Source organism: Streptomyces swartbergensis (assembly GCF_002148965.1).
Taxonomy (GTDB): Bacteria; Actinomycetota; Actinomycetes; order Streptomycetales; family Streptomycetaceae; genus Streptomyces; species Streptomyces swartbergensis.
The window spans coordinates 1-15,375 of sequence record NZ_NGFN01000208.1 but is presented as its reverse complement, the minus strand read 5'-3'; the positions used below and the strand labels follow the sequence as shown (position 1 = coordinate 15,375).

The 15,375-nt window shown below is 70.6% G+C and carries 13 protein-coding genes and 2 pseudogenes; 10 read left to right on the top strand and 5 right to left on the bottom strand.

The features are described from left to right. The 4 genes and pseudogenes from CA983_RS27875 to CA983_RS49670 form a co-directional block, all read left to right on the top strand. The coding region (locus CA983_RS27875) for an integrase core domain-containing protein (protein WP_143645572.1) at positions 1 to 270 on the top strand (270 nt) is incomplete at its 5' end. A gap of 241 nt (positions 271 to 511) precedes the next feature. Further along, positions 512 to 1,624: an ABC transporter substrate-binding protein gene (locus tag CA983_RS27870; RefSeq protein WP_086603592.1), complete on the top strand. Its 1,113-nt coding sequence runs from the start codon at positions 512 to 514 to the stop codon at positions 1,622 to 1,624. Positions 1,625 to 1,829: 205 nt separating this feature from the next. Then, complete coding sequence (locus CA983_RS27865) at positions 1,830 to 2,768, top strand: MFS transporter (protein ID WP_208637059.1); 939 nt, start codon at positions 1,830 to 1,832, stop codon at positions 2,766 to 2,768. Positions 2,769 to 3,045: 277 nt separating this feature from the next. Next, a pseudogene (locus CA983_RS49670) lies at positions 3,046 to 3,150 on the top strand (IS5-like element ISNeu3 family transposase); the annotation flags it as partial. Here CA983_RS49670 and CA983_RS27855 read toward each other — a convergent pair. Beyond that, the gene (locus tag CA983_RS27855) at positions 3,116 to 3,442 is read right to left on the bottom strand and encodes a transposase (protein ID WP_086603591.1); all 327 of its coding nucleotides are present in this window, start codon (positions 3,440 to 3,442) and stop codon (positions 3,116 to 3,118) included. The pseudogene CA983_RS49670 and the gene CA983_RS27855 sit on opposite strands and share 35 nt — an antisense overlap. A gap of 94 nt (positions 3,443 to 3,536) precedes the next feature. Then, positions 3,537 to 3,833 (bottom strand): hypothetical protein, encoded by a 297-nt coding sequence (locus tag CA983_RS27850; protein ID WP_086603590.1) that lies wholly within the window; start codon positions 3,831 to 3,833, stop codon positions 3,537 to 3,539. Between the two features lie 348 nt (positions 3,834 to 4,181). Here CA983_RS27850 and CA983_RS27845 point away from each other — a divergent pair, with 348 nt between their 5' ends. Beyond that, a complete protein-coding gene (locus tag CA983_RS27845) occupies positions 4,182 to 5,030 on the top strand; it encodes an alpha/beta hydrolase (protein ID WP_086603589.1) in 849 nt (282 codons plus the stop codon). 32 nt (positions 5,031 to 5,062) lie between these two features. Here CA983_RS27845 and CA983_RS27840 read toward each other — a convergent pair whose 3' ends face one another. Beyond that, positions 5,063 to 6,046, bottom strand: a complete 984-nt coding sequence (locus CA983_RS27840; protein ID WP_143645571.1) for a hypothetical protein — start codon at positions 6,044 to 6,046, stop codon at positions 5,063 to 5,065. 519 nt (positions 6,047 to 6,565) lie between these two features. Here CA983_RS27840 and CA983_RS49255 point away from each other — a divergent pair. Together CA983_RS49255 and CA983_RS27835 are read left to right on the top strand one after the other, a co-directional pair. Next, on the top strand, positions 6,566 to 6,874 hold the full coding sequence (locus CA983_RS49255; RefSeq protein WP_341866695.1) for an alpha/beta fold hydrolase: 309 nt from the start codon (positions 6,566 to 6,568) through the stop codon (positions 6,872 to 6,874). Positions 6,875 to 6,986: 112 nt separating this feature from the next. Next, the gene (locus tag CA983_RS27835) at positions 6,987 to 7,868 is read left to right on the top strand and encodes a universal stress protein (RefSeq protein ID WP_086603593.1); all 882 of its coding nucleotides are present in this window, start codon (positions 6,987 to 6,989) and stop codon (positions 7,866 to 7,868) included. A 687-nt stretch (positions 7,869 to 8,555) separates the two neighbouring features. On the opposite strand, the pseudogene CA983_RS48980 reads toward CA983_RS27835, so the two are convergent. After that, positions 8,556 to 8,666, bottom strand: a pseudogene (locus CA983_RS48980) (HipA family kinase); the annotation flags it as partial. A 134-nt stretch (positions 8,667 to 8,800) separates the two neighbouring features. Here CA983_RS48980 and CA983_RS27830 point away from each other — a divergent pair. The 3 genes from CA983_RS27830 to CA983_RS27820 are packed head-to-tail and all read left to right on the top strand — an operon-like array spanning position 8,801 to position 11,881. Beyond that, complete coding sequence (locus CA983_RS27830) at positions 8,801 to 10,036, top strand: ATP-binding protein (protein WP_086603587.1); 1,236 nt, start codon at positions 8,801 to 8,803, stop codon at positions 10,034 to 10,036. Then, a complete protein-coding gene (locus CA983_RS27825) occupies positions 10,033 to 11,157 on the top strand; it encodes a tetratricopeptide repeat protein (protein WP_244207137.1) in 1,125 nt (374 codons plus the stop codon). The genes CA983_RS27830 and CA983_RS27825 overlap by 4 nt, the downstream gene beginning before the upstream one ends. A 22-nt stretch (positions 11,158 to 11,179) precedes the next feature. Further along, positions 11,180 to 11,881 carry a 2-phosphosulfolactate phosphatase gene (locus tag CA983_RS27820; protein ID WP_086603585.1) on the top strand — a complete coding sequence of 234 codons (702 nt, stop codon included), beginning with the start codon at positions 11,180 to 11,182 and terminating at the stop codon, positions 11,879 to 11,881. A 13-nt stretch (positions 11,882 to 11,894) separates the two neighbouring features. Here CA983_RS27820 and cobN read toward each other — a convergent pair. After that, positions 11,895 to 15,375: cobaltochelatase subunit CobN (cobN, locus tag CA983_RS27815; protein ID WP_086603584.1), on the bottom strand; the 3,481-nt coding region annotated here is incomplete at its 5' end.

Here is a 15,375-nt window from a genome sequence, read left to right as displayed (position 1 = left end):
TGCCGCCAGGCCGGCGTCCGCCAGTCCATGAGCGCGATCGGCTCCAGCGCGGACAACGCACTCGCCGAGTCCTTCAACGCAACGTTCAAACGCGAGACGCTCCAGGGCCGCAAGACATGGTCCAGTGAACGCGAGGCCCGCCTCGACGCGTTCGGCTGGCTCAACCGCTACAACACCCGACGCCGTCACTCCCGCCTCGGACAACGCAGTCCCATCGCCTACGAGACAGCACTCGACACAACATCAACTACCCTGACCCAAGCCGCATAGCCCGTGTCCAAGATTCCGGGTCAAGGCCCCTCCTTGGCATCGCCCCCAGCACGGCACACAGGTGGGCCAGGTTCGCGCAGGACAGCCGGGTGTTGGTGATGGTGGTGGATGCAATGTCCGGCATGGTCACGCAGGTGCGCCCGCCACGGTGGGATGAGATGAACGCGTACTACCGGGCGGCCTTGCCACTCTACGATCCGGACAGCCTGCGGCCGAATCGTCACACGGGAGACGCCAACGCATGAATACGCCACCATCGCCACCTGGAACACAGCGGACTGACGGGTTGTCCGTCCAGATCGGCGCTCTCGTTCCGCTGACGCGGCCCGGCTGGGCAGAGGCAGGCCAACACGTGCTCGCTGGACTTGAGCTGGCCGTTCGCGACGTCAATGACGCCGGCGGGATCGGCGGAAGACCACTCGAGCTGGTGGTCCGAGACACCGCGGCTGATCCCGAGAGGGCCGCGGCGGCCGTGGATGACTTGGCTCGCCTGGGTGTGGCCGCCTTGGCGGGGGAGTATCACAGCATCGTCGCTCGCGCCGCTGCAGCCAGGGCCGACGCCCTCGGCTTGCCGTTCCTCTGCTCGTCAGCGGTTCTCGACGCGCTCACCGAACAGCCGACGGAATGGGTCGCGCGCCTCTCCCCGCCGCAGTCCCGCGGCTGGCAGGTCTACGCGGACTTCCTCCTCGGCGCGGGCCACCGTCGAATCGCCGTCGCAGCCCAGTCGAGTGCCTACTGGGCATCTGGGACCCGCATTCTGCGGGACTACCTCGCTCCACGCGGCGGCACCGTCATCGAACTCGACATGCGCGCGCTCACCCCCACGGCCGTGTGCGACGAACTCGTCGACCATCGCGCGACAGCCCTCCTCCTTCTGGTCGGCCACCCGGAGCCGGCCGTGTCGATCGTCAAGTCCGTCCGCCGCGACCCGCGCCTCGCCGAGATCATGATCGGTGCTCCGGCCGGGCAACCGGAGTTCGCCGAATGGGCGACGTCGCTGGGCGGCGACAGCGCCGCGATCCCGTTCCTGCGCTACCTTCCCGATCACCTCAGCCCACTTGGCGCACGCGTCGAGACGGCCCTCCGCGAACGGCTGGCTGCAGCGCCCTCCTTCGTCGCCTTCGAGGGTTACGACACGATCGCCGTCCTCGCCAACGTGCTGCGTTCTCACGGCACGGACCGGGCGAGCACGGCCGCATCCTGGCCGCGCGTCGCAGTCGAAGGAACCCGCGGAAAGATCCGGTTCTCCCGCGTGCCAGGCATCAGCGTCTGGCAATGGGCGTCGACGCCGATCCAAGTCGTCGATCAAGATCCGGCGGAACCCGATCGCTTCCGGATCCTCCACGTCGGCTGAGAGAGCACGGAGGTCCGACTGTCCAGTCTGTCCGAACTACTGCTGTGCCGGCTGCCGAGATAGAGCAGCCCCGTGAGAGGACTCTCACCAGCTACCAAGCCGAATAGCGCAGGGTTGGAACACTGACTCTTCCCCAGTCATCTGGCTCGGATAGCCATCTGGTGACCACGCTCCGTCCCTGGCATTCCAACTGCCGGGACCCAGCGTGGTCGATCGAAGGCTATTTCATGAGCGGCCACAGGGCGGCGCCGGTGCCGATCAGGGTCGCCAGGCCCACGATGACGGCGCCGATGCGGCAGGCGGCGGAGCGGTCGGGCCGCTGCTCGGCGGCGTTCTCACCGATCTGCTCAGCTGGCACTGGATCTTTTTCATCAACGCACCGATCGGTGCCGTCCTCGTTCTGGTCGGCGCGCGAGTGCTCCCCGGGGACCGCGGCGAGGGGATGGGCAAGGGCACTGACTTCCTGGGAGCCTTGCTGGTCATGGCCGGCATGATGCTCTTGGTGTACACCATCGTGGACGCTGAGCGTGTTGGCTGGGGAGCGCCCCAGACCTTGCTGCTCGGTCCTGTGTCCCTCTTGTTGCTGATCGGGTTTGTCGCCCGCCAGGCCACGGCTGCCAAGCCGCTGCTGCCGCTGCTGTTCTTCGGCACGCTCTACCTGCAGCGAGTGCTGAAGTACGGCTCGCTGCAGGCCGGTATGGGGTTCGTGCCCATCGCCGTAGTGATCGCGGTGGTGTCCCTCGGCCTTTCAACCCGGCTCATCACCAGGTTCGGCCAGCGCGCGGATGCTCCTGCTTGGGTTCACCCTCATCGCCGGGGCGTTCGTCATGCTGTCGTTCGCCCGCGTCAATGGCGTCTACCTGGTGACTTCCTCCCAGCCAGTCTTGTCGTGGGACTGGGCTTCGGCCTGGCAGCGCCCGCCATCATGGGGCTCGGCATGTCTGACGTGACGCCCGCCGAGTCCGGCATCGCCTCCGGGCTGTTCAACACCACTCAGCAGATCGGGGGCGCCATGGGCCTGACCGTGCTGAGCGCTCTCGTCAGCCCGCGTACGAACAGCCTCACCGCCGCAGGGAAGACCGAGGCGGAATCGCCGGCCGGCGGATACCGTGTGGCCTTCCTCACCGCGCCGGATTCACGCTGACCGCCTTGGTCATTGGCACTGGCCTGCTCAAGGCGACCCCACCCGTAGGCACGGAGCAACACGCTGTCCAGCGACGGCGCGACGTGGGCGTTACGCAGGGGCCGGCCGCGGCTCCAGCCCCCGTCGTCGTGCGCGGTGAGGGGCAGATGGGCGGTGATCTGCTTTCCTATGGTGCGGAAAGCAACGACGACTCGGTCGCTGAGGGCGTGCACCAGGTGGAGTCCGTGACCGCCGACGCGGTGCCGGTCGCCCTTCTGCACCACCGGTTCGTGGGGACGCGTCGGCCGGACGAACCGGACGATCAGCCCTCGGTCGATCACGCGGAGGTCTGACCACCAAGATCCACCTCATCTGCGACGGCCGAGGCAGGCCCCGAAGGTGGAATCGATCTGTACCAGCCAGTCGATGTCGCCGGCCGCATCAGCCTGGGCCTGGATCTGCTGGAGGGCCTGGGCAAAGACACCGCTCAACGCGTGCGACGAAAGCGGGGTGTAGACCGTTTGCCATGGCCCGAAACGGTCGGGCAGATCACGCCACTGCAGACCGGTGCGTATCTTGTAGATCATCCCGTTGATGACCTGCCGGTCATCCACCCTCGGTCGGCCAGTCAGGGCCCGCGGTATGAGCGGAGCGAGCAAACCCCGCTCTTGGCCATTGAGTTCGCGTCGGCGCATCGGACCATGCTCTGCCAGGAAGTGATCTTTGATGACGGGCAGCAGTGGTCCACCATGTTTGCGGCAGCTCGGGGCGGCGTCCGGTCACCGACAGCTATCGCTGAGGGACGGCGAGTTCACGGCCGCGGCAGAAACGCTCCCGCTCCTCGACGACGTACGAGGCCATGGCCGCGCGCCGCTGCTTCTCCGGCTCGGAGTCCCGCCAGGAGTCGCACGCCTCCTTGGAGTCCCAGAACGACACCCCGGTGATCTCCTGTCCGTCCTCGGACCAGTACGCGAAGGCGCGGCGCATCCCCTGTGGGTAGGGATCGGGGCGCCATGCCCTCTCGAACTCCCCCAGGGTGCCCGGCCGAAGGCGGCGTGTCGTTACCCAGACGAAGTGCTCATCCATCCGCAGCCTCCTCCACAGCGCCGGGCCGGTTCGAGGGCCCTCTCAGGACCACCGTAGGGCCGGGGCTCCGCTTGCGCCTGCGCGGCTGTCGCAGAGCCGCCGCGGTTGCGGACCGCGCTGATCCGGGGGGCGAGGACACCTCGAATGGCATCTGTGACCGGGAGCGTCCACAGTGAAACGTAGCGAATGAAGGAATCGAGCCGACTTGCAGAATGTTTTTCCCACATAGTTCTCTGTCCAGCTCTTCCGCCAGGCAGTACAGGTGCGGTTCGTGCAGGGAGGTGAACGGCTACGGGCATTCCTCTCAGGCCGCAGCTGACCGTGCCGGGGCTGTCACCGGCACGCGGCATGGGTGTCGAGGCGAGCCGGGCGGTGATACGTCTGGCCCGGCTCCCGCTCGACATGGCCGCGGAGAGCGTCGGGCAGCTGACCGGGTTGTTGGGCCGTGTCCTGCACGGGCGGCCGACGGGCCCGGGCGACCCTCTCCCCGCCGATGCGGGGATACCTGTGCTGTTGGTGCACGGGCTGGCCGACGGGGCATCGGTCGTCCCGCCGCTGGAACGTGAGCTGCGTGGCAACGGTGTGGGCCCCTTCATCCCGGTTGCCTGCAACGCATTCGGAGCGGACATCCGCACGGCGGCCCGGTCACTGGGCCACCAGGTCGAGCAGGCGTGTGCCGGCGAGGGACGGCCCGCGGTCGTGATCGGGTACAGCCTGGGCGGGCTCATCGCCCGCTACTACGTGCAGCGGCTCGGCGGTGACGCGCATGTGCCGCTGCTGATCACACTGGCGACGCCGCACGGCGGGACCGCCACCGCCATGCTGGCCCCGGCCCATCCACTGCTGCGCCAGCTACGCCCGGGAAGCGAGCTGCTGACCGAACTCGCCGAACCGGCCGCAGGATGCCGCACCCGGTTCGTGGCCTTCTACAGCGACCTGGACGAAGCCGTCATCCCCGCCGCCAGGGGCCGCGTCGACCATCCGGACCTCAAGGCCCGCAACTTGCTGGTGCCGGGCGTCGGCCACCTGACGCTGCCCCTTTACCGGCCGGTCATTGACGAGCTGCGCGCGCTTCTGGCCGCAGCCCAGGTCGCGTTCGCCGTATGTCCCCCGAACGGCGACTCCCCCCATAGCCAGGAGCCTACAAGTGCTGAAACCTCTGGCTCACGCGGCCAGCCGCGTGAGCCAGGGGTGTGACAGCGCCAGCAGAAAAAGGCCGGCCGGTCCGGTCAGGCGGGGACTCGTTCGGCGGCGGTGAGGATGCCGGAGCGTGCCTGATGGCGACGCTCGTAGGTCAGCACCCGCCGGGTGAGGCCCTCTTCCGCGTCACCGAGCCGCTTGATGATCTCGTCCTCGTTCATGCTGTCGTAGCCGGGCCAGGGCTCCGGCCCCAGCAGATCAGCGATCCGGCTCAGGATCGGGGGCCGGGCGGCATGTGCGCGCTCATAGGCGCCGACCGTGGCCAGATCCCTCTGGGCGAGGTGCGGGAGCCGTTCGAGGATGGCGTTGGTGCTGAGCCTGCGGTAGTCGGGCATCGGCAGCTCGTAGTCCCTGATGAGGGCTCCCTCGGGTGCTCCCTGGAACCGGTCCGCACCCGGCATGCGTTCGGCCGTCTCCCGCAGCCAGCTGCTCCAGGCGCGGACCGCCTGGGCGGCGCCCGTGGCGTTCCAGCCGTCAGTGGTCTGGGCGGCCACCACTGCGGCCTCGGCGCGCTGCTCGAGGCTGTTGCCGAGCTCTTCCATCGTCTCCTCGTGGTCGCGGCGGATGGAACTGAGCAGCTCAGAGCTGGCGGCGTCCTGGGCCTCCTGGGCGATGCGCTCGGCGGCCCGGCAGATGGCCACGGCGAACGCGCTGGCCGCGTATTCGTCCTCGATGTTCTTCAGCAACTGGTGCTCCGTTGCCGGTCCTCGGACCCGGAACACGGTGCCGGGGACGGCCATGGTCACGTTGAAGGGCAACCGGGCGGCTTGCCAGGTCAGGCGCCAGGCATTTCCCAGAACGGTCTGCATCAGCCCGCGGGACTGCAAGGTTCCGAGACGTTCGTCAATGCGGTAGATGTGCCCACGGGCGTCGCCGGCGCGGCGCTCCAAAAGTTCCCGGTACTCCCCGGCGGGCGTGCCCGCGAGGTGGGCGTTGAAGCGGTTGGCCAGCGCGACTTCGGCCTTGCGGACCTGACGCAGCGCCGGGACGAGCATGTCTGAAGCTACGGCCATCACGTTTCCTTCGGCTAGTCCGATGCTCGGTCAAGATCGGCCGGTAACCGGCCCCCACCCCCGACCCCACAGTGACCGCAAGGAACCACTTCCGCATCTTCACGCCCGCAGGACACAACCGCGGGAAGCAGGCGGCCGACGGCGCCAGGGGAGGGCGTTCGGTTCGACGGGCGCCCACTCCCGGCGAGGTGACGGCGTCTCGTTGCGCATCAGTCCTGGCGCCTGCACGTCCTGCCGGTGGGCTGGCTGGTCCCGGCCGTCGCCCGGTGACGGATCGTGATTCATCCCAACGGTGGGACAAAAGGGTCCAGCGGACGATGAGGGATACGAAACGATCGCCATTGACCTGCCGGGCTCCCGCGGGCTTCTGGACCGGCGCCGAGCGACGCTACGCCTGCGCGGTGCTGAACGCGGCACGGCACGGAACCCCCTCCTGCCTGAAGCGGCCATCGCCCGCCTGGAAGGCAGCGCGGCCGGACGCGCTGCCCTGACCGGCACCTTCTACGGCCGACCGGGCCTGTGCCCGCCGGAGGAAACGCTCTTGGCGCTGAAGACACCGCGGACAACACAGGCGTTCACCGCCACCTGCGGGCCGGGCGGCTACACGGCCGGGGACATGGCATCCCCGGCGTGCCGGTCACCATCGCCTGCGGAACGCGCGACCGCCTTCTGCCGCCGCGGCAGGCCACCCGCGCCAAGAGCATGATCCCCGCAGCCCGGCTCGTCCCGCTGCCCGGCTGCGGCCATGTCCCGATGAGCGACCCGCCCGAGCTGGTCGCCGGTGCCATTGGAGACGCAACAGACTTCGCTCCGCACTTCTGCGGTTAAGCCGGTGCCTGCGCCTGGTGGCGCCTGTATGGGCGGTGCGAGAGGCTGGGAGGGCAGGACGCCGGGCTGTCGTCCGCGTCGACGCCATGGCGAACGAGGAGAACGCAGCGTGGTGCCCAGGCCGGTCGTGGTGGGAGTGGACGGCTCCCCCTCCGCGCTGGCCGCCGTGGTGGCCGCGGCACAAGAGGCCCGGATGAGGGAAGCCAGGCTGCACGTCGTCCATGCCTTCATCTGGCCCGCCATGCACGTTCCGCCCGGCGGATCACCGCTGGGCCCGCCCGCGGGAGGTGTGCAGGAATCCGTCGGGCAATTGCTCGCCGAAGCCGTCGAACGGGCTCTGGCCACCGCGCCCGAGGTGGTTGTCGACCACGCGGTCGTCGCGGGGGAAGCGGTTACAGCCCTGGAGGCGGAGTCGAGGACGGCACAGCTGATGGTGGTGGGCCATCGCGGCTCGGGCGGTTTCGCAGGGCTGCTGCTGGGATCGACGTCGGTCCACCTGGCCGCTCACAGCCACTGCCCGGTGATGGTGGTGCGGGACCGGCCGACGAAGGACGGGCCGGTGCTGGTGGCGGTGGACGGCACGCCGCACAGCCGGGGGGCGATCGCGTTCGCCTTCGACGAAGCTTCGATGCTAGGCACGGACCTGGTGGCACTGCACGTATGGGGGACGTGGAGCGACCACGGTGATACCCGTCCGGTGGACCTGCTGGACCTGGTCGGTGATGTCGAGAATCTTCAGGCGCACGAGGAGCGACTCCTGGACGAGGCGCTGTCCGGGCACCGGGAGGAACACCCTGGGGTGACCGTGCATGCACGTGTCGTGCGAGGGCGTACGCGGCCCACGCTGATCGAGGCGAGTCGTGGCGCCCAGCTGATGGTGGTCGGTGCGCGCGGACGCGGAGGATTCACCGGACTGCTCCTGGGATCGGTCAGTCAGGTCGTGCTCCATCATGCGCACTGCCCGGTCACCGTGGTGCGCCCGGGCCAGAGGTGACGCCCGACCATACGGGTCCGCGCACCTGTGCGGGGTAGCTCGCCTTCTGCCACCCTTCAACATGCCCGGCGAACACGTTCGCCAGAAGACCCAGACTGGCCCACCGGGGAACAACTGATGCCCCAGCCCTCCGGCTTGAACGACTGCGCATGCCGCCCCACGACGAGACCCGCTCCGCACAGCCGAACCGAATGATGGCGATCACGTGCGCGACGGGACACCCGGCCTGAGCGTCGTCCAGAGGTGTTGCAACGACAACAAGGCCTACCACCTTCCGCAGGCTGGTCGGACCGCGCGTCGCCGAGCAGTCGGCCTGGCCGTCGGCTCCGTCGAACCCGAAAGGCCATGCTTGCTGGTCATCGCACCTCAGCCACTCATCGCACAAGGTCACGGGGCCGCTGGTCCCTTCCGGGACAACTGACCATGACGAGGCTGGCTCGGTGCATCGCCCCGTCCCGCCTCCGACTGCAGTCACTCAGCGTGTTCCGGGCAGCGGTGATTCCGGCTATCACCGCTGCCCGGAACTCGACACCCCTGGGGAGATTATGGGGAGTATCCGCGCCGCTGGGGAGCGCGTGGGGAGGATCGAGCGCATAAGAGTGCACGCGCGTGAAAGACGCTGAAAGACGCATCGCCGCAGGTCAGCCACAGGGGTAACCACATCACCGCAGGTCAGCACCTCTGGGTGGACAACTTCACGACGTACGTGCCCAGGTCGTCGGCCTCGACGACTCCGGGTACGGATCCGCCGGACGTCAGGGGTGCGACATAGCGGGTCGCGGTGACCTCTCTCAGCATGTCCTCGGGCCGTTCGCCTCTTCAGCCTTGCCGTCTCGGGAGCCCTTGCTTCCGGCCTCCGGCATGAAGTGAGCATAGTGGCTGGACGCCGAGCGCCTCACGAGGTGTCGTAGGCCGGGCGTAGGCTTTGGATCATGCCGGACGACTCCCCTCTCATACAGAGTCTGCGTACCGCCGTCGCCGCCGCTCCCGCGGACGTACCCCTGCGGTTGCACCTGGCCCAGCTCCTGCTGGATGCGGGCCGGTCGGAGGCCGCCGTCGCCGAGGCGGCCGTGGCCCTTCAGCACGCGCCGGGCGACGCCCAGGCCCGTGACCTGATGGCCCGGGCGATGGACGCGCCGGCCCCGACGCCGGCGCAACCCCCGGGTCAGCGGCCGGGGTTCGACTGGCGGGCCGCCGAGGAGCAGGTCGGCGACGTGGTGCCGCCGCGGTTCGTCGAGGCGCCGGTCCGCGCGGACGGACAGGATGATCCCGGCGGTGCCGAGGCCTGGGACGTGGAGACGCCCGGCGGGGTGCGGCTGGCCGACGTCGGCGGCATGCAGGACGTCAAGGAGCGCCTGGAGGCCGCGTTCCTGGCGCCGCTGCGCAACCCCGAGCTGCGCAAGCTGTACGGCAAGAGCCTGCGCGGCGGGCTGTTGCTGTACGGGCCGCCCGGCTGCGGGAAGACGTTCATCGCCCGCGCGGTCGCCGGGGAACTCGGCGCCGCGTTCCTGTCGGTGTCGGTCAACGACGTGCTCGACATGTGGATCGGCAACTCCGAGCGCAACATGCACGAGGTCTTCGAGACCGCCCGCCGCCAGGCGCCCTGCGTGGTCTTCCTGGACGAGCTGGACGCGCTCGGCGCCAAGCGCAGCCGCACCGCGCACAGCGGTATGCGCAACACGGTCAACCAGCTCCTCACCGAGCTGGACGGCATCGACTCGGCGGCGAACGAGGGTGTGTTCGTGCTGGCCGCCACGAACGTGCCCTGGGACGTGGACAACGCCCTGCGCCGTCCCGGCCGGCTGGACCGGACGATCCTGGTCCTGCCGCCCGACGGTCCGGCCCGGGAGGCGATCCTCCGCTACCACCTGCGGGACCGGCCCATCGAGAACGTCGATCTGGGCAAGTTGGTCAAGGCCACGGACGGCCTGTCGGGCGCGGACCTGGCCCATGTCTGCGAGGCGGCGGCCGAGCGGGCGCTGCTGGACTCGGCGCGCACCGGGACGGTCCGGATGATCGGCATGAAGGACTTGCTGGCCGCCGCGAAGGAGGTCGTCCCGTCCGCCGAGCCGTGGTTCGCCTCCGCGCGGAACGTGGCGATGTTCGCCAACGAGGGCGGGATGTACGACGACCTGGTGGCGTACCTGAAGAAGAGGCGCAAGCTGTGACCGCCACCGTGCACCCCGCCGTGGAGCGGGCCGACCTGCTCATCGACCTCAAGCGGTACGACGAGGCCCGCGAGCTGCTGGCGCGGCGGCTCGCGGAAGACCCCGACGACGTCCGGGCCTGGGTCAAGCTCGCCCGCAGCCATCTCGGGGACGACAAGGACGGGCCGAAGGCCCTGGAGGCTACGGAGCGGGCGCTGGCGCTGGACTCCGAGGACATCGGGGCGCTCGTCATGCACGCGCACGCCCTGCGTGCCGCGGGCCGCTTCCTGGAGACCGAGGGCGTCCTGCGCGAGGTGATCCGACTCGCCCCCGAGAACTGGTACGGCTACGCGCTGCTCGCCCACTGGCTGTGGCGCATCAGGGCGATCCGCTCCGGACAGGCCAACGGCGGCCAGGTCCGGCGCGAGGACCAGGACGCCGCCCTGCGGGAGGCCGGCGAACTCGCCCAGGAAGCCATCCGGTTGGGGCCGGAGGAGGTGTTCGCCTACGAGGTGGCGTGGCTGATCGCCGACATGGCGGGCAACCGGACCGTCGCCGATCAGCTCGACGAGGCCATCTTGCGGCTCGACCCGCAGCACGAGCAGGCCCTGGCCCGGCGGACGAAGAAGGTGGCGACCGCTCCCGGCGTCAAGGCGGCGGAGGCCGCCACCCTGTACGCCGACGCGCTGGCCGCCGCCCCGGACTCCGCGCCGATGCGCAGCGGCCTGGACGACGCCTCCTACCGTCTGCTGCGCGGTATCCGCTGGCCGGCCCTGCTCTGCCTGGCTCTCGCCGGTGTGGGCATCGACCTGTTCGCGACCGAGGGCGAGACCCAGCGGGAGCTGCCGCTGCCGCTGGGCCAGCGGCTCTGGGACCTCGTCCCCATGGCCGTGGTCTGGGTCCTGGGCGCCCTGCTGAGGTACCGGAGGCTGCGCGCCGGCGTCCAGGTCAATCTGCGCTCGCTGCTCCGCCGTCGCACCTGGCCCCGTGTCGTCCTGGCCCAGGCCGCGTGGGCCATGGTCTGCGCCCTGCTGATCACCCAGATCCCGTGGACGGGACGCACGGTCCCGCAGGTGCTGTTCTGGGCCGGTCTGCTGGCGACGGTGGCGACGATGTGGTTCGACCGGGGCAAGGACGGCTGAACGGGCATCCGGAGGGGGATGTATGGACACGCGTTTCCTTGGCATACCAGAGCTCGTCGACGTCCCTTCGGTGGCGGTCGTGGTCGACGTGATGCGCGCCTACACCGTGGCGGCCTGGGCCTTCGGCCAGGGAGCGGAGAAGATCGTTCTCGCTGAGTCGCTCGACGAAGCCCTGGCGCTCAAGGCTCGCCACCCGGACTGGATGGCGCTCAAGGACGGCCCGCCCGCGCCCGGGTTCGACATGGTCAACTCGCCGGGCCTGCTGCGGTCTGCCGACCTCGGCGGACGGACCGTCGTGCAGAAGACCACGGCAGGGACGGTCGGCGCCCTCGCGGTCAAGGAGGCGTCGCTGGTGCTGTGCGCAGGCTTCGTGGTGGCGGAGGCGACGGCCCGGGTCTTGCGGACGCGCGAGAGCGACGGCGTCACGTTCGTGGTCACGGGTGAAGACGGGCAGGCAGACGAAGATCTGGCGTGTGCTCAGTACATCGCCCGCAGGGCCACGGAGGCTGCGACGGACGCTGCCGGGTTCGTCCGCCGCGCCACCGAGTCGCGTGCCGCCGCCGAGTTGGCGCAGGGGGTGCGCCGAGGAGTCCATGCCGATGACGTCGCACTCTGTCTCGAGGCCGACCGGTTCCCCTTCGCCATGGTGGCGACCTTGGAAGACTCCCTCATGGTCCTGCGTCCGCAGGTGGTGCCCGACCTGCCCGCCCACCCCGCCGGGTGAAGGCGCCGAACGATCACCCGTCGCCCTCCAGGTCCCCCTCCGTCTCCAGGTAGACCTGCCGCAGCCCCTCCAGTACGGCCGGGTCGGGCTTCTCCCACATGCCGCGGGACTCCGCCTCCAGCAGGCGTTCGGCGATGCCGTGCAGGGCCCAGGGGTTGGCCTGCTGGAGGAACTCGCGGTTGGCCGGGTCCAGGACGTAGGTCTCGGTGAGCTTGTCGTACATCCAGTCGGCGACCACGCCGGTGGTGGCGTCGTAGCCGAAGAGGTAGTCCACGGTGGCGGCGAGTTCGAAGGCGCCCTTGTAGCCGTGGCGGCGCATCGCCTCGATCCACTTGGGGTTCACGACCCGGGCCCGGAAGACCCGGGAGGTCTCCTCGACGAGGGTGCGGGTGCGGACCGTCTCGGGGCGGGTGGAGTCGCCGATGTACGCCTCGGGAGCCGTGCCGCGCAGCGCCCGGACCGTCGCCACCATGCCGCCGTGGTACTGGAAGTAGTCGTCGGAATCGGCGATGTCGTGCTCGCGCGTGTCCGTGTTCTTCGCCGCGACCGCGATGCGCTTGTAGGCGGCCTCCATCTCCTCGCGGGCCGGGCGGCCGTCGAGTTCGCGGCCGTAGGCGTAGCCGCCCCAGACCGTGTAGACCTCGGCGAGGTCCGCGTCGGTGCGCCAGTCGCGGGAGTCGATGAGCTGGAGCAGGCCGGCGCCGTACGTGCCGGGGCGGGAGCCGAAGATGCGGGTGGTGGCGCGGCGTTCGTCGCCATGGGACGCCACGTCCGCCTGGACGTGGGCCCGTACCTGGTTGGCCTCGGCCGGCTCGTCCAGCGAGGCGGCCAGGCGTACCGCGTCGTCCAGCAGGCCGATGGTGTGCGGGAAGGCGTCCCGGAAGAAGCCCGAGATGCGGAGGGTGACGTCGATGCGGGGGCGGCCCAGTTCCTCGTACGGGACGGGCTCCAGGCCCGTCACCCGGCGCGAGGCGTCGTCCCAGACGGGGCGGATGCCGAGCAGGGCGAGGGCCTCGGCCACGTCGTCGCCCGCCGTGCGCATCGCGCTGGTGCCCCACAGGGAGAGGCCGACGGAGGTCGGCCAGTCGCCGTTGTCGGTGCGGTAGCGCTCCAGGAGGGACTCGGCGAGGGCCTGGCCCGTCTCCCAGGCGAGGCGGGAGGGGACCGCCTTGGGGTCGACCGAGTAGAAGTTGCGGCCCGTCGGGAGGACGTTGACCAGGCCACGCAGGGGTGATCCCGAGGGGCCCGCCGGGACGAAGCCGCCCGCCAGCGCGTGCACGGCGTGGTCGATCTCGGCGGTGGTCGCGGCGAGGCGCGGCACGACCTCGCGGGCCGCGAACTCCAGGACGGCGGCGACCTGTTCGCCGTGCTCGGCGGGAACCGCGGCCGGGTCCCAGCCCGCGTCCTCCATCGCCTGGACCAGGGCGCGGGCCTGCTCCTCGGCCGCGTCGGCGGTCGTGCGGGTCGCGGCGGACTCGTCCAGGCCGAGGGCCTCGCGCAGGCCGGGCAGTGCCTGCGCGCCGCCCCAGATCTGGCGGGCGCGGAGGATGGCGAGGACGAGGTTGACGCGGTCGGCGCCCTGCGGCGGGTTGCCGAGTACGTGCAGGCCGTCGCGGATCTGGGCGTCCTTGACCTCGCAGAGCCAGCCGTCGACGTGCAGGAGGAAGTCGTCGAAGCCGTCGTCGTCCGGGCGGTCCTCCAGGCCGAGGTCGTGGTCGAGCCGGGCGGCCTGGATGAGGGTCCAGATCTGGGCGCGGATCGCCGGGAGCTTGGCGGGGTCCATGGAGGAGATCTGGGCGTACTCGTCGAGGAGTTGCTCCAGGCGCGCGATGTCGCCGTAGGAGTCGGCGCGGGCCATCGGCGGCACGAGGTGGTCGACGAGCGTGGCGTGCACGCGGCGCTTGGCCTGGGTGCCCTCGCCCGGGTCGTTGACCAGGAACGGGTAGATCAGCGGGAGGTCGCCGAGGGCGGCGTCGGGACCGCAGGCGGCGGACAGGCCGGCGTTCTTGCCGGGCAGCCACTCCAGGTTGCCGTGCTTGCCGAGGTGGATCATCGCGTCGGCGCCGAACCCACCGTCCTCGGCCCGGGCGGCGATCCAGCGGTAGGCGGCCAGGTAGTGGTGGGAGGGCGGCAGGTCCGGGTCGTGGTAGATCGCGATCGGGTTCTCGCCGAAGCCGCGCGGGGGCTGGATGAGGATCAGCAGGTTGCCGAAGCGCAGGGCGGCGAGGACGATGTCGCCCTCCGGGTTACGGCTGCGGTCGACGAACATCTCGCCGGGGGCCTGGCCCCAGTGCTCCTCCACCGCCGTGCGCAGTTCCCCGGGGAGCGTGGCGAACCAGCGGCGGTAGTCGGCCGCCGGGATCCGCACCGGGTTGCGGGCCAGTTGCTCCTCGGTGAGCCAGTCCTGGTCGTGCCCGCCCGCCTCGATCAGCGCGCGGATCAACTCGTCCCCGTCGCCGGAGGCCAGGCCGGGGATGTCGGCGTCGCCGAAGTCGTAACCCTCGGCCTTCAGGCGCCTGAGGAGGGCGACCGCACTGGCGGGGGTGTCCAGGCCGACCGCGTTGCCGATGCGGGAGTGCTTGGTCGGGTAGGCGGACAGGACCAGCGCGAGGCGCTTGTCGGCGGGCCGGATGTGGCGGAGCCGGGCGTGGCGTACGGCGATTCCGGCGACCCGGGCGGCGCGCTCGGGGTCGGCGACGTAGGCCGGGAGGCCGTCGGCGTCGATCTCCTTGAAGGAGAACGGGACGGTGATGAGGCGGCCGTCGAACTCGGGGACGGCGATCTGGCTGGCCGCGTCGAGCGGGGAGACGCCCTCGTCGTTGTCCACCCAGTCGGTCCGTGAGCCGGTGAGGCACAGGGCCTGGAGGATCGGTACGTCGAGCGCGGTGAGCGCGCCCGCGTCCCAGGACTCGTCGTCGCCGCCGGCCGATGCCTCGGCGGGCTTGGTGCCGCCGGCGGCGAGGACGGTGGTGACGATGGCGTCGGCGGCGCGGAGTTCCTCGATCAGCTCGGGCTCGGGGGCGCGCAGGGAGGCCACGTACAGGGGCAGCGGCCGGCCGCCCGCGTCCTCGATCGCGTCGCACAGGGCGCCGACGAAGGCGGTGTTGCCGCTCATGTGGTGGGCCCGGTAGTAGAGCACGGCGACGGTCGGGCCGTCGGTGTCCCGGCACTCCCGGGGCAGTGGGCCCCAGGTGGGGGCGGCCGCCGGCGCCTCGAAGCCGTGGCCGGTGAGCAGGACCGTGTCGGAGAGGAAGCGGGCGAGCTGCTCCAGGTTGGCCGGGCCGCCGTGCGCGAGATAGGCGTGGGCCTCGGCGGCGATGCCGATGGGGACCGTGGAGGACGCCATCAGCTGGGCGTCGGGGGCCTGTTCGCCGGTGAGGACGACGACCGGGCGGCCGTCGGCGAGGAGCAGGTCGAGTCCGTCCTGCCAGGCCCGGATGCCGCCGAGGAGGCGTACGACGACCAGGCCGACGCCGTCGAGGAGGGCGGGGAGG